Raw genomic sequence first — 23,757 nt, forward strand, 5'->3', positions numbered from 1 at the left:
CGCGCGGCAGGGATCGCGGCTAACGCGCCTCCACGCCCCGGAACACGGCGCCGTCCAGCGACAACCGTGTTGCCGCATCCACCAGTTGCTCCGTGGCGATGATGATGCCCGGGGCATCCGCCAGCCGGAACAGGTCCACGTCCACTGGAAGCGTCGCCGCGTCGAGAACGATGGGCGCTGGAAGGGGCCCCTCCGCGTCACTGATGCCGCATCGAGGACACGGCGGCTTTCGCGTCCAGGTCAAAGCGTCGGGATGAAACCGGCCCTGCACATCCAGTTGCAGGTTCAGCAGCATCGGTGGGCTCTTCGTCCTGAAGCGCACCGAGACCTCGCGCCCCTGGAGCCCCCGAGCGCCCGCCTCGCGGAGCCGGACCAGCGCGTCCTCTCGAATGCACAGGGACCAGCTTGCGGGCAGGAAGAACGGGCCGAAGCTTCCCGAGCCTGTTCCCGTCAATGGGCCCAGCTCCGTTCCGGCATCGAGCACCGCATTCACGGGAGCCAGCGGGCGCACCAGCTCTCGCAACCGCTCGAGTTCATCCAAGGGGACAGGAGACGGGTCAGACAACCGCTCCTGCTCCGCAGGTGGAAGACTCGACAGGTCAACGCACGGGTATTCGAGACCCAGCGTTGCGCCGCTCAGGCCGCACAACGGGCAGGGCTCCACGCCCGGGAGTCCCCACCGATGCGTGGCGTTCAGCTCGCCTGAGTAGCGCGACGACAGGTCCTGCTCGACTCGGAAGTACTTCATTCGCTCTCGCCGACCTCGGGTCACGGCTCAGGGGTCCGTGAAAAGCTGGGGCCCCGGTGGCGCAATGGGATGCCCGTAGTAGGGCACGATCTGAGGCATCCCCTCATTTGGCAAGCTGGCGAGGACGCCGCAGGTCGGCCGGTTCGAGCGAAAAGCAGGGCACCCTCGACACCACGTACCGGGTGAGAACTCCCCCCATCAATGAAAAGAAGGTGCATGCCTTCCTCGACGGACTCGTCGTGGACGACCTGCATGCCGAGAGGGTCTTGTCGCTTTCACTGGCGACGCGGGGCGTGGTCCCTGCGGCCAGCCTGCCATGATGCCTGAGGCCCCGTTGCGACCACTGATTCGCGAGCAGCCCGTTTTCCGCGAAGCCTTCGGTATCAAGTGAGGGATGCCTCAGGTCAGTCCCAGCAAGTACATTCCGGCGGATGGGGGGTCGCTGTCATGTCGCAACCAAGTAGGGAACGCCGGTGGACGTTGCCGGCCCGAGGCTCGGACTGGGTCGTCGTCCTATCCGCCAGCCGCGAGGCACAACGGAACCGGGTGCCGGACGTCTTCGTCACGTCCGCTCTCGACCACTGGCTGACGACGCCCACGGCGCGCACGCTGCATGCCATGGACGAGGCGCTCGGCGGCGGCCCGCCACTGCGGCAGTCCCGACTGGAGCGCGGCCAGTACGAGCGGCGCCTCAAGCAGCGGCTCGCCGACGCCTTCACCCGCGGCGAGCTGGTGGCGCTGGAGGTGGAGCGCCCCGTGCTCGTGCCCCCGCCCTGGCCGGATACGTTCATCCAGAAGCCCGCGGAGGCGTCCATCGAGGAGCCGACATGGCTGGTCATCGAGTTGCCGGACGAAGGGGGCAAGCCCGTCCCCAACGCGCACTACATGGTGACGCTGCCGGACGGCACCACTCGAGAGGGCACCCTCAACAAGAACGGCTACGCCCGCGTGGACGGCGTGAATCCGGGGGAGAGCCAGGTCTCCTTCCCCGACCTGGACGGAAGCAGTTGGAGATGAACTACCAGTCGACAAGACTTGAGGAGGGGGAGATGCCCACCACCCACGTCGTCACGCAGGGCGAGTGCCTCCTGCTCATCGCGCGGCGCCATGGCTTCGCGGACTTCAAGCGCCTCTACGAACACCCGGACAACGCGGAGCTGCGCGAGAAGCGCCCCAACCCCAACGTGCTCTACCCGGGGGACACCGTCGTCATTCCGGAGGTGAGCGCCCCGAAGAACAAGCCCAACGTCTCCACCGGAAGGGCCCACCGCTTCACCCTCAAGGTGGGGGAGCGGCACCTGCGGCTCGCCCTGAAGGACGCGGAGGGGGCACCGCGCTCCGGAATGCCCTACCTGCTCACCTTCGAGCAGGAGGTCATCGAAGGCAGTACGGATGACGAGGGCTTCCTCGATGCGAAGGTCCCCTTCACCGTCAGCCAGGTGGAGCTGGAGTGCGAGGGCCTGTCCTGGGAGCTCGCGCTGGGCACCCTGCGTCCCATGAGGGACACCCCTGACCACGGTGTCCGCGGCGCGGAGTCCCGGCTCATCAACCTGGGCTATGCGCTGGAGCCGACGGGGAAGATGACGCTGGGGCTTCGCAGCGCCATTCGCGCCTTCCAGCACCGCGGCGGCCTGGAAGTCACCGGCCACCTGGACGTGGAGACCCTGCGGCGGCTCGAGGAGCTGCACGGGAGCTGAACCCCTTTGCGTGAGAGGTACCGATGGCAGCCAAGGCCGTGAAGAAGGAGACCGCGAAGGACGCGCCCACGCAGGCCGCTCCGAAGCAGGACAAGCCCAAGAAGGCGGCCGTGGCGACGGCGCCGGAGCGCCGGGCGCATCATGCGACGCTGAGTGAGACGAAGTGCCCGGACTGCGCGGTGGGCCTGCTGAAGCAGTTCGCGAGCGAGAGCCTGCGGAACCAGAAGGAGCTCGACCCGGGCAACCAGCGGTTCCACCTGCAGGATGACGAGGAGCTGGAGTTGGCGCGGACGAACCCGCTCACGCTCCAGCTCGTGGGCCTGCGCCGGGAGCGCTCCCTGTCCAACCGGTTCGACGACCTGCTCGTCGTGCTCTACGACCCGGCCCTGTTGAAGGAAGGAGAGAAGACCGTCCTCGAAGCCGAGGGGCTCCGCGCGGAGAACCTGAAGGACGCGCAGGCGTATGTGGATGCCGTGCTCGCGGAGACGGAGTGGCCGGTCCCGAAGCACTGGCCCCATCCCGGCGTGGATGTCTCGTGTCCGCAGTGCAAGCACTGGCGGGTGGCCGTCCTGCCCATCACCACCGAGCCCGGCTATGACAAGGACAAGCCCGCCCTGAAGGACGACAAGGGCAACACGCTCCCCGACTTCGACAACTCCACCCTGCTCCCGAACGACGTGGGGGCCATCGCCCCCGGCATCTACACCGGGTATTACCGGGTGGGTCTCCACAAGGGCGCGAGCAACCCGCCCACCTCCTACGCCGCGCTCCAGTTCGCCGCGCCCTCCATCCCCGCCCGGCGGCGCTTTCCCGTCTCCGACTTCCTGAACGCCGCGCAGGCCGCGCACGACAAGGGGACAGACGAAGGGATTCGAGCAGAGCTCATCCGGAAGGAACCCGAAGTCCAGACGGAGGCGCGGGAGAGAATCGAGGAGGAGCTGGGCAAGAAGCTGCCGAAGAAGACGGGCAAGCAGAAGGCGGCACTGGCGCTGGCGGTGGCGAAGAAGCTCAAGGCATGGACCGTCGAGCACTACGAGGCGCCAGTGGCGGAGCAGCGGAAGAAGCAGGCTTGGGAGACGCTCGACGCGTGGGTCAACGGCTCCGAAGCGTTGAAGGTGAAGCGAAAGATTGACGCCAGCGAGAGGCTCATCCGGCTCGAGGACGCCAGCGGCGCGGAGACGCAGAACTTCGAGGCGGAAGACAATCAGGTGTCCCGCCTGGAGGTGGTGGAGGATGACGAGGCGCCCATGAAGGTGGGCCTCCAACTCGTCTTCCAGGCCCCACCTCCTCCTCCCGCCATGCCCCCTGCGTCAACCTTGGTCCCCACGCCTCCGGTCCTCACCAACGCTCCGGGACTTCCCGCCGAGCCGGCGCCCCCTCCTCCACCCAGGACCCTGCGACTGACGGAGCGCGAGGTGCTCGTCGTCTTCGGCACCGCCGGCGCCACCAACATCCACTACTCGGTCGACGGAGAGAACGGCTCCTGGAGACGGGGGCGCGAGGTGAACGACTTCTCCGAGGGGTGTCAGGTCTTCCGCTCGCCCGATGATTTCCGTGACTTCATGCGGATGGCCATGCTGTCCAAGCGTGCGCACTGCCCGTCTCGCAAGGCGAGCTGTTGCGAGAAGCTCACGGTGCAGGACGTCGAGACGGCCATCGGCCCGAAGATGACGGAGTTCATCGGCAAGTGTCCCAGTGTCTTCGCCCGGCCTGCTAGCGACGCAATCATCGTGGCATTCACCCCGCCCCCGCCCCCGCCTCCCCCTCCCCTCACCGAGACACCACCACCGGAGCCCGGGGCCGCCGCATCACCCGCAGCGCCCGACCCGAAGGCCGTCGTTCCACAGCCCGCACCCGACCCACTTTTCGTGGTGGCGGTCGAGAAGCTCCTGGATGAGAGCCGTTCCTACAAGGACTTCGACAAGGAGGTGCGAGCGACCTTCTTGAAGGTCTTCCTGAACAAGAAGTACGAGACCCCCGAGAACTTCGCGCTCTTGAAGAGTTACACGCGAAAAAAGGTGCTCGCCGCGCTGCTCCCCGAGGAGGATGTCCAGAAAGCCGTCGAGGGCCCGCCCCCAGTGCCGAAGGAAGCCAGGGCTTTCGAGAAGACACTGGAAAAGACCTTCAAAATGGCCATCGAAACAGGCCTGGAGAACCTGCGGACGAAGCTCACGGAGACAAAGGACGCCTGGGCGAAGGCCCAACACACCCTGCAGATCAATGGAAGGCACGCGAGGTACCTGAAGGATGGCCTTGAGCCCTGTGACTTCGGCGCGTGCGGCTTCAGGTTCGACTACATGCTGGCCGAGACAACCCGGGCCAACATGGAAGCCTTCGTGTCGAAGCTGGGTGGCCGGGACTGGAATGCGCTTTTCCCCGAGGATGCGCCCCTCCCGCCACCTCCATCCCCCAAGCCCAAGAAGCAGGCTCCCTCCAAGTCAGCAGGGAAGAAGGACAAGCCCCCTCCCCCCTCGGCCGGCGCACCCAAGTAGCCCTGAGCCTGGAGCCTCGCGAGAGATTCAATCGTCGGCGGTCTGCTCCCGGTACAGCACATCCACCCCCACGACGTACCACCCGTCCTCGACACGTGCCCAGTGGACCCGGAAGTTGGAGAACGAGTCCGGTCTCTTCGGAGGAGCGATGGGGTCGAACACATAGCCCTTTGCGCCGGGTGCCGGGACGAGACGGAACAGCTCGCGCTGCACGCTCGCGCCGGCCGTATTCCCGGCAAGGTCTTGGCTAAAGCGACTCCACCCGCTCGTGATGTGATGCATGTTGAACTCCTCCTCGGGCGGGGGCAGCGGCCCGTTGTGGGGCACCCGCGAGTAGGCGCGCAGCCGAGCCGGTACCCCGCTTTTTTCAGGCGGTAGAAGCTTGAACACCAGGTTCGGCTTGGCCATGAACTCCGCCAAGGTGGGCGCCAGCTCGCGGTGCGTCCCCAGGAACGTCGGCAAGAAGCGCTCTTCGGGCCCTCGGAACACCGGGACGAAGCCACCCAGGCACAGGTCGCGGTACCTGCTCCCAGGCCATACCGTCAGCACCGTCAGCCGCGCGGACTTCACGGCGAACTGGCGCCGGTAATGGACGTAGATGGCCCCGCCCGCCGGGAAGTCGCGGGGGAAGTCCAGCACGTAGTCCAGCTTGCGCCCCTCGGCGAGCTTCAACTCCAGCCGCGCCTTCCTCGGACGCGCGTTGGCCTTGTAGAGCTTCGCGGACTTCGGGTTGCCCGGCGTCACCAGGAAGGAATGCACCGGCGTGTCCGGTGGGAAGCTCAGCTCCACCCACTCCCCGGCTCCGCTGCCCTTCGCCCCTTCCGCCCAGACGGTGCCGGGGTCCTCGTCCAGCAGGTTGGCCGGCCCATAGCGACCGGGCTCCCTCCCTTCCACCAGCACCGATGACGCCGTCACGGTGACGGACACGCCATGCAGCTTCACCTCCACCCGCCTTGCATCCGACGGCCCGGCGTCGGGAGTCTCCGCGGGGCCTGGTGCGGCCGAAGCGGCCTGCCCCGCGTCGGCGGGCTCGGATGGGCCCAGGCCGCCCGAAACGGTCTGCCCGGCATCGGGAGCGCCGGATGGGCCCAGCCCTCCGGCCTCCGTCCTCCCCGCTTCGGCGGACTGCCCCCAGGCCCCCGTGCTCAGCAGGACGCAGCCCAGGATGACCCTCGGGTCCCACCAGCGCGTGCCACCCCTCCAGCTGTCATCGGACATGAACGCTCCTCAGGGCTCTGGACGTCGGGCGCCGCCCTTCATTCAGCGGCGGCCTTTCCCGCCCATCGTACGGCACCCTCACAAGAACGGCGATGCGCGTGGACGGCGTGAATCCGGGGCAGTGCCAATGGTGACGATGATGCTGACGTCGGTGACAGCGGCACCTCATTCGCTGCACCGCGCCCGCGTCGAGTGTGCCGGAACGAGAGGCTATCCTCGCCTCGTCGTACCCACACTCCAACAGGACAACGAGAACACCTCATGACCCTGACGACACAGCCTCGACGGATGGCGAAGCGGACCGCGCTCGCAATGTTGGTGCTGGCCCCCGTGGCGGCCGGCGCGGTGAGCCAGAAGCTGCGCTACAAGTTCGACGCGGTGACCAACCCCGTCGCCACCGTGGTGGACGACAGTGGCAAGGGACGCACCGGCACCGTGCAGACGGCGAACGGCGCCACCGTCGTCCCCGTGACGGGCTTCGACGGCCTGGGCATCAAGTTCCCCTCCGTGTGTGACGGCACGGGCTGCCCGCTCGCGAACGTCACCACCCCCGACTCAGCCAGCCTCAATCCCGGCACCGCCCTCTTCACCTTCGGCGCCCGGGTGCGCCTCACCCTCGCGGACCTCTCCTCCGTCCACGGCTCCAACCTCGTACAGAAGGGCCTCGCGAACACGGCCCAGTGGAAGCTCCAGCTCGATGACGCCGTGCTCGGCAAACCCAGCTGCGTCGTGCGTACCACGGGCGGCGCCGACGTCATCATCGTCAAGTCGTCCGTGGGCGTCGCCGACGGCACCTGGCACAAGGTCGCCTGCCAGCGCACCAGCACCACGCTCACCATCCTCGTCGACAACGTCGCGCGAGGCAGCGCACTGCTCCCAGCCACCTACGACATCAACCCCGTGGGCCAGCCCGTCAACGTGGGCGCCAAGAGCGTCGGCAACAACAACGACCAGTACCACGGCGAAATCGACGACGTTTACTTCAACATCGACTGAGCCCCACCGCCCCCCAAGGCACGTCGAGCCTCCGAATCACAAACACCTCGGAGGCTCGACCTTCCGTCACGCCGGCCGCTCCTGCCGCCAGCGCCGCGCATCGCGCTCGGCACGCTCCTCGCGCGTCTGCAGCAGCATCATCCCCCGCTGCACGTCATCGACGTCGAGCGTCCCCACCAGCCGCCCGTCTGCATCCACCACCGCGAGCAGCTGCGCCGAGTTCTCCGCCAGCTGTCGCACGGCCCGCCATCCATCCTCGTCCAACCGCACCACCTGCACGGGCCGCATCACCTCGCGCGTCAGGCGATGGATTCGGTCCGCCTCCGACACCGCGCGCACCGCCTCCACGTCCACCAGCCCCACCGGCCGCCCGTCCTCCGTCACCGGCAGCGCCGTCTGCCGCTCGCGTCGCAAATCCCACAGCGCCTGCTCCAGCAACGCCCCTGCCTCCACCCCCGCCCCACGCGGCGACATCAACTCCGACACAGATACCCGCTCCAACAGGGCCTTCATCCGCACCTGCCGCGACTCGCCCTCCGCCCCCATGAAGATGAAGAAGGCGATGACGAACAGGAACGGGTTGAACGACACCACGCCCCACAACGCGAAGAGCACCGCGAACCCACGCCCCACCAGCGACGCCACCCGCGTCGCCCGCACCGGCCCCATCCGCCCCGACAACACCGCCCGCAGAATCCGCCCGCCATCCATCGGGAACGCCGGCAGCAAATTGAACAACCCCAGGAACAGGTTGAGGCTCGCCAGATAGAAACACGCGAACTGGAGGTTGAACGAGGTCGTCCCCTCTACGCCCCACGTCGCAAGGCCGAACAATCCCGCCAGCGCCAGACTCGTCAGCGGACCCACCAGCGCCATCAGCGCTTCGTCCCGAGGCCGGGGCGGCGCCTCCGACAGCTCCGACACCCCGCCCACCATCATCAGCGTAATCGAGCGGACCTGTCCGCCCCGCGCCAGCGCATAGAACGTGTGCGCCAGCTCGTGCACGAAGACCGACGCGAACAGCCCCACCGCCACGCCCAACCCCCACAACATGGGCGAGCCCATCAGTTGCTCCGGAGGGACCTCGGCCACCTCCGCCGCCCGCCGGAACGCTCCGCCGAACAGATACGCCAGCAACGGCAGGACGAGCAGCAGCGAGTAGTGGACCCGGATGGGGATGCCTCGCAGCGAGCCCACCTTCAATGCACCCCGTGACTCGCGCATCATCGCCTCCTCGCGAAGGGCGCCAGCACCGCGAGGGCACTCCCACGGCCTGCGCCCCCTGCTCGCCTCCTTCAAGGTCCGTCCCGCACCCGATGCGCGCACGGTGCCGGGAATGACTCGTTCGCCCGTCTGCCTCCTGAGTGTCCGCTCCCGGGCCTCCAGGCCCCCGGATGTCCACCGACGAGCACCCCACCACCACGCACGCTCCCGCCGCGCGAAACGCCGGCTACCGTTCCTCCGCTCGGTCCCTGGCCGAGTCCGCCTTCCCCCGGAGGACCCATGCGCAACCCCCTCACGCTCGCACGCGAAGCCTGGAGAATGGTGCGAGTGCTCCAGGACCCGAATCGTCTCCAGGACATCATCGACCTGGCCCGAGTCCTCGCACCGCCCATGGCCATGCGCCGCGTGGTGGAGCGGCTGATGCAATCCCCCACCGCCGCGCGCGCCTTCGTCGAGCGCCCCCGCGTCGGAATGCTTCCACTCGCCACGCTGCGCACGCTGCCCGAAGGCACCCTCGGCCGCGCGTTCGCCGACCACCTCACCCAGAACGGCCTGGACCCCAACGCCCTGCCTTACCGAGAAGCCCACACCGACGAGGACTACGTCCGGGCCCACCTGCTGGAGTCGCACGACATCTGGCACGTGCTCACCGGCTTTCGCACCGACGTGGCCGGAGAGCTGGGCGTGCAGGCCTTCAGCCTGGCGCAACTGGGCAGCCCCTTCGCGTTGGGCATCCTCACCGGGGGCCTCGCCAACACCCTGCTCTACGCCTTCTCCGAGCGCGACGCGCGCATGCAGGCCCTCACCCGGGGCTGGGTGCTGGGACGACTGGCGCGGCCCGTGTTCGGCACCCCCTGGCGCGAGCTGTGGGAGGTCCCCCTTGTTGACGTTCGCCAACGCTTCGGCCTGGACCTGCCAACAGTGGACGCCCTGCTCCCGGCCCTGGTGCCCCCGGTGAAGATGGACCCCTCTCGCAGAGCGGCTTGACGCGAAGCCGGACAGCGCGCGAGCCGCTCAATCGTGCTAGAGGGCGGCCCATGGACGAGACCTCCGAGAAGGACCCCCTCCGCGCACGCCTCCAGCAGATGGAGCAGCAGGCCGAGCTGGGTGGCGGTGCCGACCGCATCGCCAAACAGCACGAGGCCGGCAAGCTCACGGCCCGCGAGCGCATCGACCTGCTCCTCGACCCCGGCTCCTTCTGCGAGCTGGACAAGTTCGTCACCCATCGCTCCACCGACTTCGGCATGGGCGACAAGAAGATTCCGGGTGACGGCGTCGTCACCGGCTACGGCACCGTCGAGGGCCGCCAGGTCTTCGTGTTCGCCCAGGACTTCACCGTCTTTGGCGGCTCGCTGTCCGGCGCCTATGCCCAGAAAATCTGCAAGATCATGGACATGGCCACCCGCGTGGGCGCGCCGGTCATCGGTCTGAACGACTCCGGCGGCGCGCGCATCCAGGAAGGCGTGGAGAGCCTCGCCGGCTACGCGGATATCTTCCTGCGCAACACCCTGGCCTCCGGCGTGGTGCCCCAGATTTCGCTCATCATGGGGCCGTGCGCGGGCGGCGCGGTGTACTCGCCGGCCATCACCGACTTCATCATGATGGTGAAGGACACCTCGTACATGTTCATCACCGGCCCGGACGTCATCAAGACGGTGACGCACGAGGAGGTGTCGAAGGAGTCGCTGGGCGGCGCGCTGACGCACAACCAGAAGTCCGGCGTGGCGCACTTCGCCGCGGAGACGGAGCAGGCCGCCATCGTCATGACGCGCGAGCTGCTCTCCTTCCTGCCCTCCAACAACCAGGAGGACCCGCCGGCCCAGCCGTGTGACGACGACCCGTTCCGGGCCGAGGAGTCGCTCAAGACGATTGTCCCGAGCAACCCCAACAAGCCCTACGACATCAAGGACATCATCAAGGCCGTCGTCGACAACAAGCACTTCTTCGAGGTGCAGGAGCACTTCGCGCGCAACATCGTCGTGGGCTTCGCGCGGATGAACGGCAAGAGCGTGGGCATCGTCGCCAACCAGCCCGCGTTCCTCGCCGGCGTGCTGGACATCGACGCCAGCGTGAAGGCCGCGCGCTTCGTGCGCTTCTGCGACTGCTTCAACATCCCGCTGATTACCTTCGTGGACGTGCCCGGCTTCCTGCCCGGCACCGACCAGGAGTGGGGCGGCATCATCACCCACGGCGCCAAGCTGCTGTACGCCTTCGCCGAGGCCACCGTCCCCAAAATCACCATCATCACCCGCAAGGCGTACGGCGGCGCGTACGACGTCATGGCGTCCAAGCACATCCGCGCGGACATCAACTACGCCTACCCCACCGCGGAAATCGCCGTCATGGGGCCCGAGGGCGCGGTCAACATCATCTTCCGCAACGAACTGCTCAAGGCGAAGGACGCCGCCGCCGAGCGCACGAAGCTGGTGAATGACTACCGCGAGAAGTTCGCCAACCCCTTCAAGGCGGCGGAGCTGGGCTACATCGACGAGGTCATCCGCCCCGAGGAGACCCGCACCAAGGTCATCCGGGCGCTGGAGATGTTGAAAGACAAGCGTCAGGAAAACCCGCCGCGCAAGCACGGGAACATCCCGCTGTAGGCTCCTTTCAGGCCCCTGGACGCCTGCTCTCCCCCGGCTGGAGAGCAGGCAGGCTCGCGTCGCTCGGGAAATTCTCGTGCGCCGCGCGGGCTTTCAGGTGGCCAGGAAAGGAACCCCCATTTGCCCCACCGCCGACTTCTTCTCTTTCTCGCCGACGTCGAAGGAAACCTCACCGCCGTGCGCCAGACGCTCAAACGCGTCTGCGAGGCCGTGGAACTGCCCACGCCCGAGGTGAAGTGGGTGGAGTCACCCCCGGAGGGACTGGCCGATGGCGGCTGGCACGCCGCCGAGGTGGCCCTGCCCCCCGCCCCCGGTCGCAAGGCCCGCAAGTCCGAGCAGCCCTTCCTGGAGGAGCAGCTCGATGCCATGTCCCAGGCGCTGTCCCAGGACTTCCGGGAGCGCGTGCTGGGCATCTTCGTGGACCGGGAGCACAGCTACGCCCGCACGTGCGTCAGCGGCCCGGGCCGGCCCGCCAAGGCCGTGGAGGGTGAGGTGCTGGACGTCATGCGCCAGGCCGCTCGTTGGCTGGACGTGGAGACGGGCTTGTTGGCGCGGATGCTGGGAGGTGGCAACACCGCGCGCAACCTCCTGGCCGCGGCGGTGGACTTCGGTGGCGAGCCGAACGCCCCTCCGGCCAAGCCCCCGGAGCCGGACGAGGATGACCGGTTCGTCGAGGCCAAGCTGACCCAGGCGCGCGCCTATATGGAGCAGTACCGCAGCGCCCGGAAGTAGGTCGTCACGGGCATCGGATGACCACGCCCCTGACAGGGGCGTGAACGCCATCCAACCCAGGCAAACCGGGTCGGCCCGTGGTAGACGGGCGGCCATGCCCAAGATCCGCAAAGTGCTCGTCGCCAATCGCGGCGAGATCGCCATCCGGGTGATGCGCACCTGCAAGGAACTCGGCATCGCCACGGTGGCGGTGTACTCGGAAGCAGACCGCTCCGCCCTGCACGTTCGCACCGCGGACCAGGCCTTCTTCGTCGGGCCGCCGCCCTCCCGCGAGAGCTACCTGGTCCAGCAGCGCATCCTCGACGCCGCCAAGGCCGCCGGCGCGGACGCCATCCACCCCGGCTATGGCTTCCTCTCCGAGAACGCCTCCTTCGTGCGCGCCTGCGAGGCCGCCGGCATCACCTTCATCGGCCCGCCCGCCGCCGCCATGGACGCCATGGGCGAGAAGACCCGCGCCCGCGCCAACATGATCAAGGTCGGCGTGCCCGTCGTCCCCGGCACCACCGAGCCCATCGCCACCGAGGCCGAGGCCCGCGAGTACGCGCAGAAGATTGGCTTCCCCATCATGCTCAAGGCCGCTGGCGGTGGCGGTGGCAAGGGCATGCGCCGGGTGGAAGGCATGGGCGACTTCGAGTCCGCGTGGCGCTCCGCCAAGAGCGAGGCGCTCAACTCCTTCGGCAACGACGCCGTCTACATCGAGAAGTATCTCGAGAAGCCACACCACGTCGAAATCCAGGTGTTCGCCGACACGCACGGCAACGTCATCCACCTGAACGAGCGCGAGTGCTCGGCGCAGCGGCGCCACCAGAAGGTCGTCGAGGAGACGCCCAGCCCCATCCTGACGCCGGAGCTTCGCGCGCAGATGGGCGAGGTCGCGGTGAAGGCGGCCAAGGCCGTCAACTACGTGGGCGCCGGCACGGTGGAGTTCCTGGTCGACGTGCACCGCAACTTCTACTTCCTGGAGATGAACACCCGCCTCCAGGTGGAGCACCCGGTGACGGAGTGGGTGACGGGGCTGGACCTCGTCGCGCTGCAAATCAAGGTCGCCGAGGGCGAGAAGCTGCCGCTCCTGGAGGCGCCCACGCCGCGCGGCCACTCGATTGAAGTGCGCGTGTACGCGGAGGACCCGTCGCGCAACTTCATGCCCAGCCCGGGAAAGATTACGTACCTGCGCGTGCCGGGCGGCCCCAACGTCCGTGACGATTCGGGCGTGTTCCCCGGCTACACGGTGCCCAACTTCTACGACCCGATGATTTCCAAGCTGTCCGTGTGGGCTCCCACGCGGCGCGAGGCGATTGCCCGGGCCCAGCGCGCGCTGTCCGAGTACGTGGTGAAGGGCATCACCACCAACATCCGCTACCTCAAGGCGATTCTCGCGCACCCCGAGTTCATCGAGGGTGACTACGACACGGGCTTCCTCGGCCGCGAGCACACGACGCTGCAAGGCGTGGAGGACCCGAAGCTGAGCGAGATGGCCCTGTTGGCCAGCGCGGTGTACGCGCACCAGCGTGACGCGAAGCGCGCCAGGACGATGCCCGGTGGCAAGGCGGGCGCGGCCGACGCGAGCAGTGGTCGCATCAGCCCGTGGCGCCTGGCGCTGCGCTCCCGCCGCCGGTAACCCCACCTCCGAGCTCACGAGACTTCCATGCGCTATTTCACGAAGCAGCAGGGACAGAAGGAAGCGGTGCCGGTGGACCTGGAGGCCCTGGGGGGCGACAGGTACAAGCTGACCGTCAACGGCGTCACGTATCAGGTGGACGCGCTGGCGCTCGAGCACGGCACCATGAGCATGCTGGTGGACGGCCAGTCCTACAGCGCCGAGTTCGAGGAGAGCGGCGACGAGGTCGGCGTGCTCCTGCGCGGGCAGGTGAGCCGCTTCGACGTGGCGGACGAGCGTCGGCTGCGGCTGCGCGCGGGCACGGCGGCCTTCTCCGTGGAGGGCAAGCAGCTCGTCACCGCGCCCATGCCCGGCAAGGTGGTGAAGGTGCTGGTGAAGGTGGGCGACGAGGTGAAGGAAGGCCAGGGCCTCGTCGTGGTGGAGGCCATGAAGATGGAGAACGAGCTCAAGAGCCCCAAGGCGGGCAAGGTGACCGAGCTGTTCGCCAAGGAAGGCACCACCGTGGAGAACAACGCGAAGCTGGTCATCGTCGAGTAGCGGCCCCCCTTCGCGAGCGGCGCGCCCATTGCTCGCGCGGCGGCCCCATCATCTGCCCGTACTAACCACTCCCGTACACTCACAGTACGGCCGGCGCTCCAGTCTCCGTCCTGGTTTGTTTGGACGCAAACCACATGGCAGAGTGGAGCGCCATGAAGTCATTTCGTCGGAGAGTCCTGCTCGCGGCCCTGGGCACGGCACTGTCGGCGTGCGCGTCACGGCCCGCGCCCCCGGTTCAGCACTACTCGTTGGGAATGTCCCGAGCGGACTACCGGGACTATGGCGGCGCCAAGTCCGACCCCTGTGAAGCGGAGCCGCGTTGGTTGTCGGATGAGCTGACCGCGGTCAACGGCCTGCTGGCGCGCTTCGTCACCGGCACGGAGAAGCTCGCCACGCCGGAGGCGCCCGAGCACGCGCAGCAGGTGGAGCTGGTGAAGGAGGCCCAGGGCTCGCTGCCCCGGGTGCTGGACATCCACGAGAGCAACCTTCGGGGTCTGGCGCGGTGCGGCTTCAAGGACCGGGGCGCCTTCCCGGAGATTTCGCGCCGGGGCCAGGAGCTGCTGAAGGAAGCGCGGACACGGCTGGCGGAGTCCGACGCGGTCCTCGCGGCGGCGGCCGTGCGGACGACCCAGGAGAAGTGGAAGGAGGAGTCGCCCCAGCGGGAGAGCACCGCGCGCGGCACCTGGTGCACGGCGGACCCGAAGGTGGGCGAAGCGACGGTGTTCTACGCGCGCCAGGGCCTGGACGGCGGCACCACATGGCAGTTCTGCGACGGGGCCCGCGTGGAGCAACGCAGCGGAGCGGAGCCGACGTTCGTGGAGCCGGAGGGACTCAACCGGAGAGATCGCCGCAAGGTCCAGCCTCCTCGCTACCTGGAGGCCGCCGCCAACTTCCCCGCCGAGGAAATCGACCGGCCTCCGGATGGAAGCGCCCCGAAGAGCGCCTCACCGGAGCCCTGACGTTCTAGAGTCCTGGACTCCACTGGGCACCGGGCCATCCCGGTCGCCCCCTTCTCAGGGCTCGCCGTCATGCGACACGCCGCCGTCGTCGCCATCGCGCTCCTCTTCAGCCTGCCCGCGCTCGCCGCGAGGCGCGAGGGCACTTGCGAGGTCCGGGTGACCGTGGGCCTTCCGCTCACCTTCACGGGCAAGGGCGGCACCCAGGCCGCCGCCTCGGACCACTGGATGACCCCCGAGGAAGTGCGCCAGCTCCTCACGAAGGCCTCCAGCAGGGCGAAGGCCTCCCAGAAGGCCCAGGCCGCCATGGAGAAGCAACTGGCGCGCGGGGGCACCATGGCGGGGCCCCTGTCCCTGCACTGCATGAGCCCCGGGAGCGGCGCGATGGCCGCGAGCCTCAGCATCCTGCCTGGCAAGAACACGAAGGCGACCATCCCCTTCAAGCCCGGCACGTACTCGCTCGTGACCTTCGACGAGAAGCCCGGTGAGCTTCCCGTGGCGCTGAGCCTCAAGGGCATCAACTACATGCTGACCAAGCCGGGCGTGCTGGTGCTCACGAAGTTCGACGGCACCGGCGTCGCGGGCACGTTCAAGTTCAGCGCGACGACGCACAGCTCCGCGAACAAGCCGGGCGCCACCGTCCGCAACATCCAGGTCGCGGGCACCTTCGACTTCCCGTGCCCCATGAAGTCGAGCATCTGCCGCTAGCCCGGCGCCGCGAGCAGGCCCAGACGTCGCCAGTGCGCCAGGTAGCGCCCCAGGAGCCCGGCATCCATCTTCCGGAAGCCGGCGTCTCGCCCGTCGAGCGCGTGGAACGTGTTGTGGGCGTTCATGGACCGGCATCCCAGCGTGTCGTCTCGCCCGCGTAGACCTGCTCGTACAGCATGGGCACCAGCGGGCAGAGCGCGTTGTCTGCCACGCGCGCGTCGCGGGCGCTTCGCCACACCGGGCCTCATCCGCCAGCGTCCCGGTGAGCAGCACCTCCGCGCCAAGTCCGTCAGCACGGAGCCGATGCGCTCCGGCGGATGCCGCAGGTCGATGGGCACACACGTCGCGCCGAGATTGCAGCGCACCACCTGCGCCACAATCGCCTCGATGCCCCGCCGCAACCCCACGGCGACCGGCGTCGCATCCTCCCAGGTCCCTCGGCGCGCCCGCGAGTCGATGCGCGCGCCGGTTCAGCGCGTCATGCGCGACGCGCTTCATTCGTTCGCCGGGACGTCGTGGAGCACCGCGGCTCAGAGTTCGTTGAAGATGAGCAGTCCGCGCGCGGACTCGACGACGTAGATGAAGCCATCTCCCGGAAGGCGGATGCCGAAAGCACCCTGGAAGATGCTGTCCGTGCGCGTCGCATCCTCCTCTCGGAAGACGTTGTAGTGCGCCACCTGCCGAGGCTGGGTGGGATTGGCCACGTCCAGCACGCGCACGCCCTCCTGATACCAGGCGATATACAGGCGCGTGCCTTTCAGAATCATGTTGTGGATGGAGGACACGGGCCGCAGGCGGTGCTCACCAATCTTGATGATGTGGGCGGGGTCTGTGACATCGAGCACACGCAGGTGGGAGCCTGCGAACTCTCCTCCCTCGAAGGCGATGGTGCGACCCGCGAACGTGCCCACCGCGCTGTGGTGGGAATACACATCCGGGTAGCTGTACTGACCCAGGTGTTTCACGTCGTCGAGCCGGGTGATGTCCATGATGGAGTAGCCCCCCTGCGCGTTGCTGATGTAGAGCCGCCCCTCGTACACGAAGGTGTCGTGGGGGCCGCCCGCGGAGAGTTCCTCCGACAGGGAGATGCTCTGCAACAGCACCGGCTCCAAAGGCTGGGTGAGGTCGTAGATTTCCGTCCGGCCCTCGTTGGACGTGGCGTACAGCCGCTCGCCCTCGACCAGCACGGTGTGGACGCCATAGTCACCCGCCCACAGGCCCCGCACGAAGACCGGCTCCGCGGGCTTGGAGATGTCATAGACGATGACGCCCGCGACATCGCTGGCGATGTACAGCGCATCTCCCTTCGACCAGACGCCGTTCCAGTAGTTGTCTCCGGGCAGGCTGATGGACGTCTTGAGGACCGGGTGCGCCTTGTCAGTCACGTCGAAGACGGTGAGCCCACCGGGCTGTTCGGTGAGGGAGTCGGACACGGAGACGACATAGGCGTGGTTCCTGGTGACGTAGATGTCCACCGGCCGGCCGAGCAGCACGCGCGACTCCGAGACGAGCGTCAGGCCTCCCGAGGACTCCGGCTCACCCACGGGCCAGGTCATGCGATGGGCCTCGAAGGTACCGCTCTGGCTCACCGTCCCCGCGAGGTTGCACGTCACGTAGCATCCGGTGAGGGTCTCGGGCGTGGGCCGCTGGCAACCGGCATACAGGCGCGACACCGCGGTGCCCGTTCGCGAGCCCGAGGTGATGAAGAAGGTGCCGCCCTCGGTCTGCCGGGTGATGAGCGGCCTCGAAGCCAGCGTGCCGCCACCCGCGCCGTCCAGCTTGAAGCCGATGCCGACGCCGAACATCACCTGCGTCCCACCATCCGCCAGTCGCGACTCGTAGCGCTGCCCCGCCTGGTAGATGCCCTCCTGAGGCACGAGCGACAGCGCGTCCGAGTCACAAGCCGTCAGGTCGAAGCTCCCGAGCCCCAAGCTGTCGCACCGGAGGGGAGTCCCGTGCTCACGCAAGGCACAGGGCGCGTACGGCCCCCGGTCCGACCAGTTGCCATGCTCTTCCAGCGGCGTGGCGCCTCCATCCCAGGCGCCGGGTTCCACTCCGGCATCGGGGGTCCCCTTCGGAGTGTCGTCACAGGCGGACAGGACGCTCCCTCCCAGCAGACACGACAACAACCAGACACGGGCGCGAACCAACGACGTCATGAGACACCTCGGTGAGGGGACTGTCGGGGTACGAAAGCCTGTGTCATTCACGGTCGCCCCACTCGGAGGCGCCGGGCCAATGCTTGTCAGATGAAGCCCATCTCCCGACCTGGGCTCGAGCCACAGCCGAGGAGACGTCTTCCGGTCCTGGAATTGCAGCCTCAGTCCCAGAACTCCGTTGAGACAAGAGCAGTCTGGGTACTCCTGCGACACACCGAGACGTCGGGCTACGCTGAGCCCGTGATCCCCTTTCACAGCAAGGAGCTGTCCATGAATGCTCGCCGCATCCGCTCGTTCGTCCTGGCCTCGTTGTCTGGGATGGCCCTTCTGGCCTGTGGCGTGGGCGCTCCCGAGGTCGAGCCCGTGAGCCCGGAGACGACCGACAGCGAGGCCTCCACCCAGGCCCAGATGTCCTGCGCGGACGAGTGCTACCAGGCCAGCTCCTGGTGCGAGGTGCAGTGTCAGGCGACGAGCGAGCAGTGCGCCGCGGCCATCTCCATCTGTTACGACTCATGCAACCGCGGCGTCGGCCCCTGGCTGCCCTGCTGAGTCGGAGCACCGCCGCCCGGGTGAGGTGAGCTGCCCACCCGGGCGTGGCGTCATGACCTCAGAAGAGGCCCAGCGTCTCAGTGACCGCGCGGACCTCTTCGACGGCGCGCTCCGAACCAGGCCAGGCCGAGGAACATCCACGGCAGGAGCGCGGAGGAAGGCGTCGACTGGCAACCGCAGCCTCCGCTGTCGGGCCTGGGCCCCGCCCCGCCCGCGTCCACGGCTCCGCCGTCCGGACCACTCGGACACCTGCCCCCGTCACAGCGTGGGGTTCCGCTGTCTTCTTGGCCGGGGCACTCACCTCCGTCACAGCTTGGAGTTCCGCTGTCTCCCTCGCCGGGGCACTCACCGCCGTCGCAGCTCGGAGTGCCACTGTCTTCTTGGCCGGGACACTCACCGCCGTCGCAGCTCGGAGTGCCACTGTCTCCCTCACTGGGACACTCACCTCCGTCGCAGCTTGGAGTTCCGCTGTCTTCCGCGCCGGGGCACTCACCTCCGTCACAGCTTGGAGTTCCGCTGTCTCCCTCTCCGGGGCACTCGCCGCCGTCGCAGCGTGGAGTGCCACCGTCTCCCTCGCCAGGACACTCACCGCCGTCGCAGCGTGGAGTGCCACTGTCTCCCTCGCCAGGACACTCACCGCCGTCACAGCTTGGAGTGCCACTGTCTCCCTCGCCGGGACATTCGCCTCCGTCGCAGCTTGGAGTTCCGCTGTCTCCCTCGCCGGGGCATTCGCCTCCGTCGCAGCCGGCGTCCGGTTCTTCGCCAGGTCCCGCATCCACGCCACCATCCGCGGGCGGCGCGAAGTACGCCTGTGCCACGAAGATGGCGGTGCCCCACTCCTCCTGGTCATTCTCCGGTGGCGCCAACCCCGCGACGACGGACACATCTCCTCTCGGACTGATGCTCACGCTTCCCGCGAACACCGGGTTGTTCGGCGTCTCCTGGTCGACACGCGCCGGCCCCTGGTCCGAATCGACGATGTCGTGCTCCGACACCACCCGCTTGAGCGTTCGCCCATCGCTCACCCACACCGCGCGCCGACTGTTGCTGTCGATGGCGCGAAAGACGATGAGCCCCTCGTCGTTCATGTCCGGAGGGAAGAACTCCACCTCCTTGATGCCTCCCTGCCCGTTCTGCGCCACCACCCGCAGCTCCGCGCCATCCCACAGAAAAACAGTCGTGAGGTTCGGTCCCGCCCCAACCCTCGCCGTCGCGATGAAGGCGACACGCCCCAGGTTGTCGAACGCGGGTTGCACCGAAGCAAACCGGTAGATGGGCGAGCCCGCATCCCGGCCCCGCGACTGCGCGATGAGCCGGGACGTGCCATCCGCGCTGAAGACTCGCAACTCCTGGTAGTACTCCGACCCTCCAGGCGCCACGTCTCCCACGCCCGCCATCTGTCCCAGGTCGTTGAACGCTGGCGAGTAGAGGAACTCGTAGGGACTCGTGTCGTCGAGCGTCTTCTCCTTCGCCAGATACGTCGTCGTCCAACCCGCCCCCTGCGGCGTCAGCACCACGTAGCCACGGCCGACGAAGTTGAAGTTGGCTCGGAACCCGAGCTGCCCCGAATCATTGAGCGCAAGGCTGGACCAGTCCGACGCCCCGAGCGGCTCGCGGATGATGCGCACGTCGTTCGGCGCCTCGGTGCGCAGCAGATAGATGCCATTGCTCGTGACGGCACTGGCCCCCGTGACGGCGAACGCGACAAGCCCCGCCGAGTTGAACCCCGGGTCGCTCGCGCGCGCATCCTCGCCCAGGTCCGGCAACAGATAACGGTGATGGCCCGCGGCGTCGCTTCCCCACCAGATGGCGTTGGGCCCCTCGGGAGTAATCGACAACCGGAACGCCACCCTCCCATCCGAGACCACCGGGACCTGAAGACTCCCCGCGAGCAGATTGCCCGGCTTCAGGTTGTAGGCACCCGATGCATTGCCCAACATGTTGGTGCGAGCCTGAAGCTGGAGCGTGTAGTGCTCGGGCAACTCCCCTCGCGCACTGGGAGCCAGCGTCAGCACTCCCATCCCCAACGACACCGCGGCCTGGCGCAGCAACGTCCGTGCTCGTCGCATCCACGTCACGTCACACATGGGTGGAACCCCCGCTGCCTGTAGGGCGCGAAGGCTACCACTCAGGGGCCGGGCTCATGGGACTGCGAGTGGGGCGCTCGCCGGTTCCTCCGACATGCTCAAGTCGATGGTGAGCAGACCGCCCGCCGCGAGCGAGCTCGTCAAACAGGACTCCATGTAGCCCGCCCCGCGAGCACAGACGGTCAACCGCCCCGAGGGGACAGCGACAAACTCGGCCATGCCGTTCGCGTCCGTCCGCAGTTGCTCCGGATGCACGACGCGGGGCCTCGTCTCCCGCATGATGCCCACCGTCACGCCTCGCAGCGGATGCCCACTCCATCTCTTCAGGGCCCGGAAATGAACGCGCCCCAGCTCCTCCGGCCTGGGCGGCGGAGGCGGGGGAAGCGCCTTGTCGGAAGGCGGCTCCACGGGCGGCGATGCCTTCTCCACCACGCGGTGCGGCGTCGGAGGACTCAGCTCACGCCGCAGGTACGCCGCGAGCGAGAGCGACAGCACGACTCCCGCGATGGCGACAGTCCATCGACCCCCTGGTGCCATCCGGTGGTCTCTCCTGGGACCACCATTGCGAGAGCGCGGCGGTCGACGCTCGAAAGACTAACATCGCGGTTCCAGAGTGCGCTCGCGGTCGGGAGGTCTTCATGTCGTGGTGGGTCTATGCCTTGCTCTCCGCCCTCTTCGCGGCGCTCACCGCCGTGCTGGCGAAGGTCGGCGTCGAGGGTGTTCCCTCCACACTCGCCACGGCCCTGCGCACCTGCGTCGTCCTCGTCTTCGCCTGGGGCATCTCCCTGGCCCGGGGAGAACACGCCGCCCTGCCGTCCTTGAGCCGCAAGACGCTGCTGTTCCTCGCGCTGTCGGGCATCGCCACCGGCCTGTCGTGGCTGGCCTACTTCCGCGCCCTCCAGCTCGGGCCGGCCTCGCGCGTGGCGCCGCTCGACAAGCTCAGCCTGCCGCTGACCGTGCTCCTCGCCGTCGTCCTCCTGCACGAGCCGCTCTCGTGGAAGCTGGGGGCGGGCGTGGCGCTGATGGTGGCGGGCGCCCTGCTGACCCTCCGCTGAACGATGGAGCACCCGGCCCCGCATCGAAATTCCGCGACATCACCCGGGACTGGTAGGGTCCCTCGCCGCTCACGATTCCCCCCGCTTCCGCGGCACACGAGGTCCCCCGCATGGAGATGCTCTGCACCTTGCGCAGCGTCACGGAGGCGCAGCGCGACGCCTTGCTTCAGGCCCCCAAGCGCCTGGACGACTTCCTCGACGACGAGGAGGACTTCGGAGACCCGAAGGGCGGAGCATTCCTGGAACTGGACATCGGCGAGGCCTGGCACGGCCTCCAGTACCTGCTCACCGGGACGCCCTGGGAGGGCAGCGCGCCACTGGACTTCCTGGTGCGCGGCGGCGTGGACGTGGGCGACATCCCCTCGGATGAAGGCACCGCGCGCGTCTTCTCGCCCGAGCAGGTGAAGGTGCTCGCCTCCGCGCTGCGCGAGGTGTCCGAGAACACGCTGCGCCGCCGCTACGACGCGGTGGAGATGCAGGCCCAGGACATCTACCCCGGCACGTGGGAAGAGCCGCCCGACGACTCGGACCCGCTGGAGGAGATGGTCTCCTACTTCGACGAGCTCCAGAAGTTCATGGCCCAGATGGGCAAGCGCGGGGACGCGCTGCTGGTGCACATCGGCTGAAGCCATCGGGGGCGAGCCCCACTTCAGCCCATCACCACGTCGCGCCCCAGCTTCAGCACCAGCGCCAGCACCACGGCGAGCACCACCTTGCGCACCAGCGTGTCGCCGCCCTTCACCGCCAGGTGCGCGCCCAGCCACGCGCCGGTGAACTGCGCGGCGGCCATGGGCAACGCCACCTTCCAGAGCACCACGCCATTGAGGGCGAAGAGGGCCATGGACGCCAGGTTGGACGCGAAGTTCACCACCTTCGCGTCGGCGGAGGCGCGGGCCAGTCCGTGGCCCAGCAGCGTGTTGAAGCCGACGATGAGGAAGGTGCCCGTCCCCGGACCGAAGAACCCGTCGTAGGTGCCGACGGCCAGCGCGATGAGCGAACCGATGGCGAGCGCGCGCGGCCGGGGTGAGGGCTCCGTCCTGGCCCCGGAGGCAGGCGTCCGCCGGAACGCGAGGAACACGGCCACCGCGATGAGCAGCACGAGCACCAGCGGCTTGAGCACCTCTGGCTTCACCAACAGCACCAGCGCGGCGCCGGCGAACGCACCTCCCAGGCCGAAGGGGAACGTCACGCGCGCCAGCCTCCAGTCCACCAGCCCCGAGCGCGAGAAGCGGACCAGCGCGGCGAACGAGCCGAAGACGGACTGCCCCTTGTTGGTGCCCAGCGCCACGTGGGGCGGCAACCCCACCGTCAGGAGCGCGGGCAGGGTGATGAGCCCGCCACCTCCCGCGATGGCGTCCACCAGGCCCGCGACCAGCGCGGCGACGCACAGCAGGAGGAGTTGCTGCGCACTGACGTCCACCATGAAATCCACCTGGGTGTCTCCCTCGGCTCGAACGGCGCCTGGGTACCACGCGCCCGAAGCGCCGTCGCGCCCGCCCGCTTCTTGCGTCACCGCGCGCCTTGGGCGTCAATGCCTCCGCGACACTCCCCTGCTTCCGAGGTCACCATGCTCGCCTCCCTCGTCACCTTGCTGGCGCTCACGCTGGCCTCGGCACCGCCGTCGCAGGACCCCAACGCCCCCTCCTGCCGCTCCATGAACAGCCAGGTGGCCTGTGGTTATGGGTGCAAGTCGGACTCGAACCGGGCCCGGTGTGCGCAGACGCCGCAGGGGCGCTGTCAGGTGGTGGACGGCCAGGCGGTGTGCTTCGACCCGCCGGCCTACGTGGTGAAGGCGTACGGCGCCTCGCTGCCGGACCCCGAGTGCAAGGCCATCGATGGCGTGGTGGCGTGTGGCTACAACTGCGCGACGCAGCCGGGTCGGGTGAAGTGCGCGAAGTCTCCGGCCGGGGTGTGCCGAGGTCGCAGCGGCGAGGTGGAGTGCTTCGACCCGCCGGCCATCGTCTTCGCCGTCTACGGCAAGGACACGCCCCGCGCGGACTGCCGCAGCAACAGCGTGGAGCTGACGTGCGGCTACAACTGTCTGAACGTCCCGGAGGGGGTGCGTTGCAACAAGACGCCCGCGGGGGTGTGCAAGATGGCGAGTGGTCGCATCACCTGCTTCGACCCGTCTCCGGCCGCGCTCTGCGCCTGGAAGCGCACCTTGCCCGCGCCCGAGTGCCGCAACAGCGAGTCCGGGCCGGTGTGTGGCTACGGGTGCACCACCGCGTTCTCGAAGTCGGCCTGTGCGTCCACGCCGGCGGGGCTGTGCAAGGTCTTCGACAGTGAGGTGTTCTGCTTCGACCCCCCGGCCGAGCAGCAGGCGGACGCGGCGTGCCTGTCCGTGCTGGGGCTGGCCACCCTCGACGGCGCCACGCCCTGAC

23 protein-coding genes are annotated in these 23,757 nt (G+C 68.3%); 15 read left to right on the forward strand and 8 right to left on the reverse strand.

What is annotated here, in order from left to right; genetic code table 11:
- Window positions 1–19: 19 nt before the first annotated feature.
- Complete coding sequence (locus HUA78_RS24530) at window positions 20–748, reverse strand: double-CXXCG motif protein (RefSeq protein WP_174477286.1); 729 nt, start codon at window positions 746–748, stop codon at window positions 20–22.
- Between the two features lie 447 nt (window positions 749–1,195).
- Between HUA78_RS24530 and HUA78_RS24535 the strand changes: the two genes are divergently transcribed.
- The 3 genes from HUA78_RS24535 to HUA78_RS24545 are packed head-to-tail and all read left to right on the forward strand — an operon-like array spanning window position 1,196 to window position 4,937.
- Window positions 1,196–1,765, forward strand: coding sequence for a carboxypeptidase-like regulatory domain-containing protein (locus HUA78_RS24535; RefSeq protein ID WP_174477287.1), 570 nt, complete (start codon window positions 1,196–1,198; stop codon window positions 1,763–1,765).
- Window positions 1,766–1,797: 32 nt separating this feature from the next.
- Window positions 1,798–2,445: a peptidoglycan-binding protein gene (locus HUA78_RS24540; protein WP_174477288.1), complete on the forward strand. Its 648-nt coding sequence runs from the start codon at window positions 1,798–1,800 to the stop codon at window positions 2,443–2,445.
- 23 nt (window positions 2,446–2,468) lie between these two features.
- Window positions 2,469–4,937: a hypothetical protein gene (locus HUA78_RS24545; protein WP_174477289.1), complete on the forward strand. Its 2,469-nt coding sequence runs from the start codon at window positions 2,469–2,471 to the stop codon at window positions 4,935–4,937.
- A gap of 27 nt (window positions 4,938–4,964) precedes the next feature.
- On the opposite strand, the gene HUA78_RS24550 is transcribed toward HUA78_RS24545, so the two are convergent.
- Entirely contained in the window at window positions 4,965–6,155 is a 1,191-nt protein-coding gene (locus tag HUA78_RS24550) for a hypothetical protein (RefSeq protein ID WP_174465303.1), read from the reverse strand.
- 261 nt (window positions 6,156–6,416) lie between these two features.
- Between HUA78_RS24550 and HUA78_RS24555 the strand changes: the two genes are divergently transcribed.
- Window positions 6,417–7,151 (forward strand): laminin G domain-containing protein, encoded by a 735-nt coding sequence (locus tag HUA78_RS24555; RefSeq protein WP_174454602.1) that lies wholly within the window; start codon window positions 6,417–6,419, stop codon window positions 7,149–7,151.
- Between the two features lie 66 nt (window positions 7,152–7,217).
- Here the strand turns inward: HUA78_RS24555 and HUA78_RS24560 are convergent, their stop codons facing one another.
- Window positions 7,218–8,378 (reverse strand): site-2 protease family protein, encoded by a 1,161-nt coding sequence (locus HUA78_RS24560; RefSeq protein ID WP_246137215.1) that lies wholly within the window; start codon window positions 8,376–8,378, stop codon window positions 7,218–7,220.
- A 276-nt stretch (window positions 8,379–8,654) separates the two neighbouring features.
- Here HUA78_RS24560 and HUA78_RS24565 point away from each other — a divergent pair, with 276 nt between their 5' ends.
- The 7 genes from HUA78_RS24565 (at window position 8,655) to HUA78_RS24595 (ending at window position 15,526) form a co-directional block, all read left to right on the forward strand.
- Window positions 8,655–9,362, forward strand: a complete 708-nt coding sequence (locus HUA78_RS24565) for a Coq4 family protein (protein WP_174459713.1) — start codon at window positions 8,655–8,657, stop codon at window positions 9,360–9,362.
- A 50-nt stretch (window positions 9,363–9,412) separates the two neighbouring features.
- On the forward strand, window positions 9,413–10,975 hold the full coding sequence (locus tag HUA78_RS24570) for an acyl-CoA carboxylase subunit beta (protein ID WP_141643118.1): 1,563 nt from the start codon (window positions 9,413–9,415) through the stop codon (window positions 10,973–10,975).
- Window positions 10,976–11,095: 120 nt separating this feature from the next.
- Entirely contained in the window at window positions 11,096–11,707 is a 612-nt protein-coding gene (locus HUA78_RS24575) for a hypothetical protein (RefSeq protein WP_141643119.1), read from the forward strand.
- Between the two features lie 94 nt (window positions 11,708–11,801).
- Window positions 11,802–13,325 (forward strand): acetyl-CoA carboxylase biotin carboxylase subunit, encoded by a 1,524-nt coding sequence (accC, locus tag HUA78_RS24580; RefSeq protein WP_174454599.1) that lies wholly within the window; start codon window positions 11,802–11,804, stop codon window positions 13,323–13,325.
- A gap of 27 nt (window positions 13,326–13,352) precedes the next feature.
- Complete coding sequence (locus HUA78_RS24585) at window positions 13,353–13,862, forward strand: biotin/lipoyl-containing protein (protein WP_141643121.1); 510 nt, start codon at window positions 13,353–13,355, stop codon at window positions 13,860–13,862.
- Window positions 13,863–14,014: 152 nt separating this feature from the next.
- Window positions 14,015–14,821, forward strand: coding sequence for a hypothetical protein (locus tag HUA78_RS24590; RefSeq protein WP_174477290.1), 807 nt, complete (start codon window positions 14,015–14,017; stop codon window positions 14,819–14,821).
- Window positions 14,822–14,890: 69 nt separating this feature from the next.
- Window positions 14,891–15,526, forward strand: a complete 636-nt coding sequence (locus tag HUA78_RS24595) for a hypothetical protein (RefSeq protein ID WP_174459714.1) — start codon at window positions 14,891–14,893, stop codon at window positions 15,524–15,526.
- On the opposite strand, the gene HUA78_RS47290 is transcribed toward HUA78_RS24595, so the two are convergent.
- Both HUA78_RS47290 and HUA78_RS24600 read right to left on the reverse strand, forming a co-directional pair.
- Window positions 15,523–15,651 (reverse strand): hypothetical protein, encoded by a 129-nt coding sequence (locus tag HUA78_RS47290; RefSeq protein ID WP_256434356.1) that lies wholly within the window; start codon window positions 15,649–15,651, stop codon window positions 15,523–15,525. The genes HUA78_RS24595 and HUA78_RS47290 overlap by 4 nt on opposite strands.
- Window positions 15,652–16,056: 405 nt before the next feature.
- Window positions 16,057–17,685, reverse strand: coding sequence for an LVIVD repeat-containing protein (locus HUA78_RS24600; protein WP_174477291.1), 1,629 nt, complete (start codon window positions 17,683–17,685; stop codon window positions 16,057–16,059).
- Window positions 17,686–17,955: 270 nt separating this feature from the next.
- Between HUA78_RS24600 and HUA78_RS24605 the strand changes: the two genes are divergently transcribed.
- Window positions 17,956–18,234, forward strand: coding sequence for a hypothetical protein (locus HUA78_RS24605; protein WP_174477292.1), 279 nt, complete (start codon window positions 17,956–17,958; stop codon window positions 18,232–18,234).
- Between the two features lie 77 nt (window positions 18,235–18,311).
- Here the strand turns inward: HUA78_RS24605 and HUA78_RS46610 are convergent, their stop codons facing one another.
- Together HUA78_RS46610 and HUA78_RS24615 are read right to left on the reverse strand one after the other, a co-directional pair.
- Window positions 18,312–20,303, reverse strand: a complete 1,992-nt coding sequence (locus HUA78_RS46610) for an MXAN_5453 family MXYO-CTERM-anchored protein (protein WP_254623879.1) — start codon at window positions 20,301–20,303, stop codon at window positions 18,312–18,314.
- A gap of 72 nt (window positions 20,304–20,375) precedes the next feature.
- The gene (locus HUA78_RS24615; protein ID WP_174454593.1) at window positions 20,376–20,858 is read right to left on the reverse strand and encodes a hypothetical protein; all 483 of its coding nucleotides are present in this window, start codon (window positions 20,856–20,858) and stop codon (window positions 20,376–20,378) included.
- Between the two features lie 101 nt (window positions 20,859–20,959).
- Here HUA78_RS24615 and HUA78_RS24620 point away from each other — a divergent pair, with 101 nt between their 5' ends.
- Window positions 20,960–21,376, forward strand: a complete 417-nt coding sequence (locus HUA78_RS24620) for an EamA family transporter (protein WP_141643130.1) — start codon at window positions 20,960–20,962, stop codon at window positions 21,374–21,376.
- Between the two features lie 110 nt (window positions 21,377–21,486).
- On the forward strand, window positions 21,487–22,002 hold the full coding sequence (locus tag HUA78_RS24625; protein WP_141643131.1) for a YfbM family protein: 516 nt from the start codon (window positions 21,487–21,489) through the stop codon (window positions 22,000–22,002).
- A gap of 23 nt (window positions 22,003–22,025) precedes the next feature.
- Here the strand turns inward: HUA78_RS24625 and HUA78_RS24630 are convergent, their stop codons facing one another.
- Window positions 22,026–22,799 (reverse strand): TSUP family transporter, encoded by a 774-nt coding sequence (locus HUA78_RS24630; protein WP_174454592.1) that lies wholly within the window; start codon window positions 22,797–22,799, stop codon window positions 22,026–22,028.
- A 144-nt stretch (window positions 22,800–22,943) separates the two neighbouring features.
- Between HUA78_RS24630 and HUA78_RS24635 the strand changes: the two genes are divergently transcribed.
- Window positions 22,944–23,756, forward strand: a complete 813-nt coding sequence (locus HUA78_RS24635) for a hypothetical protein (protein ID WP_141643133.1) — start codon at window positions 22,944–22,946, stop codon at window positions 23,754–23,756.
- Window position 23,757: the final 1 nt, after the last annotated feature.

It is taken from the genome of Myxococcus sp. CA033 (genome assembly GCF_013336625.1).
Taxonomy (GTDB): Bacteria; Myxococcota; Myxococcia; order Myxococcales; family Myxococcaceae; genus Myxococcus; species Myxococcus llanfairpwllgwyngyllgogerychwyrndrobwllllantysiliogogogochensis.

Coding starts and splice junctions, on each gene's coding strand:
- HUA78_RS24620 (WP_141643130.1), top strand. CDS start 20,960: ATGTCGTGGTGGGTCTATGCCTTGCTCTCCGCCCTCTTCGCGGCGCTC.
- HUA78_RS24570 (WP_141643118.1), top strand. CDS start 9,413: ATGGACGAGACCTCCGAGAAGGACCCCCTCCGCGCACGCCTCCAGCAG.
- HUA78_RS46610 (WP_254623879.1), bottom strand. CDS start 20,303: ATGCGACGAGCACGGACGTTGCTGCGCCAGGCCGCGGTGTCGTTGGGG.
- HUA78_RS24605 (WP_174477292.1), top strand. CDS start 17,956: ATGAATGCTCGCCGCATCCGCTCGTTCGTCCTGGCCTCGTTGTCTGGG.
- HUA78_RS24615 (WP_174454593.1), bottom strand. CDS start 20,858: ATGGCACCAGGGGGTCGATGGACTGTCGCCATCGCGGGAGTCGTGCTG.
- HUA78_RS24560 (WP_246137215.1), bottom strand. CDS start 8,378: ATGATGCGCGAGTCACGGGGTGCATTGAAGGTGGGCTCGCTGCGAGGC.
- HUA78_RS24625 (WP_141643131.1), top strand. CDS start 21,487: ATGGAGATGCTCTGCACCTTGCGCAGCGTCACGGAGGCGCAGCGCGAC.
- HUA78_RS24550 (WP_174465303.1), bottom strand. CDS start 6,155: ATGTCCGATGACAGCTGGAGGGGTGGCACGCGCTGGTGGGACCCGAGG.
- HUA78_RS24540 (WP_174477288.1), top strand. CDS start 1,798: ATGCCCACCACCCACGTCGTCACGCAGGGCGAGTGCCTCCTGCTCATC.
- HUA78_RS24585 (WP_141643121.1), top strand. CDS start 13,353: ATGCGCTATTTCACGAAGCAGCAGGGACAGAAGGAAGCGGTGCCGGTG.
- HUA78_RS24630 (WP_174454592.1), bottom strand. CDS start 22,799: ATGGTGGACGTCAGTGCGCAGCAACTCCTCCTGCTGTGCGTCGCCGCG.
- HUA78_RS24635 (WP_141643133.1), top strand. CDS start 22,944: ATGCTCGCCTCCCTCGTCACCTTGCTGGCGCTCACGCTGGCCTCGGCA.
- accC (WP_174454599.1), top strand. CDS start 11,802: ATGCCCAAGATCCGCAAAGTGCTCGTCGCCAATCGCGGCGAGATCGCC.
- HUA78_RS24595 (WP_174459714.1), top strand. CDS start 14,891: ATGCGACACGCCGCCGTCGTCGCCATCGCGCTCCTCTTCAGCCTGCCC.
- HUA78_RS24535 (WP_174477287.1), top strand. CDS start 1,196: ATGTCGCAACCAAGTAGGGAACGCCGGTGGACGTTGCCGGCCCGAGGC.
- HUA78_RS47290 (WP_256434356.1), bottom strand. CDS start 15,651: ATGAACGCCCACAACACGTTCCACGCGCTCGACGGGCGAGACGCCGGC.
- HUA78_RS24530 (WP_174477286.1), bottom strand. CDS start 748: ATGAAGTACTTCCGAGTCGAGCAGGACCTGTCGTCGCGCTACTCAGGC.
- HUA78_RS24600 (WP_174477291.1), bottom strand. CDS start 17,685: ATGACGTCGTTGGTTCGCGCCCGTGTCTGGTTGTTGTCGTGTCTGCTG.
- HUA78_RS24590 (WP_174477290.1), top strand. CDS start 14,015: ATGAAGTCATTTCGTCGGAGAGTCCTGCTCGCGGCCCTGGGCACGGCA.
- HUA78_RS24545 (WP_174477289.1), top strand. CDS start 2,469: ATGGCAGCCAAGGCCGTGAAGAAGGAGACCGCGAAGGACGCGCCCACG.
- HUA78_RS24565 (WP_174459713.1), top strand. CDS start 8,655: ATGCGCAACCCCCTCACGCTCGCACGCGAAGCCTGGAGAATGGTGCGA.
- HUA78_RS24555 (WP_174454602.1), top strand. CDS start 6,417: ATGACCCTGACGACACAGCCTCGACGGATGGCGAAGCGGACCGCGCTC.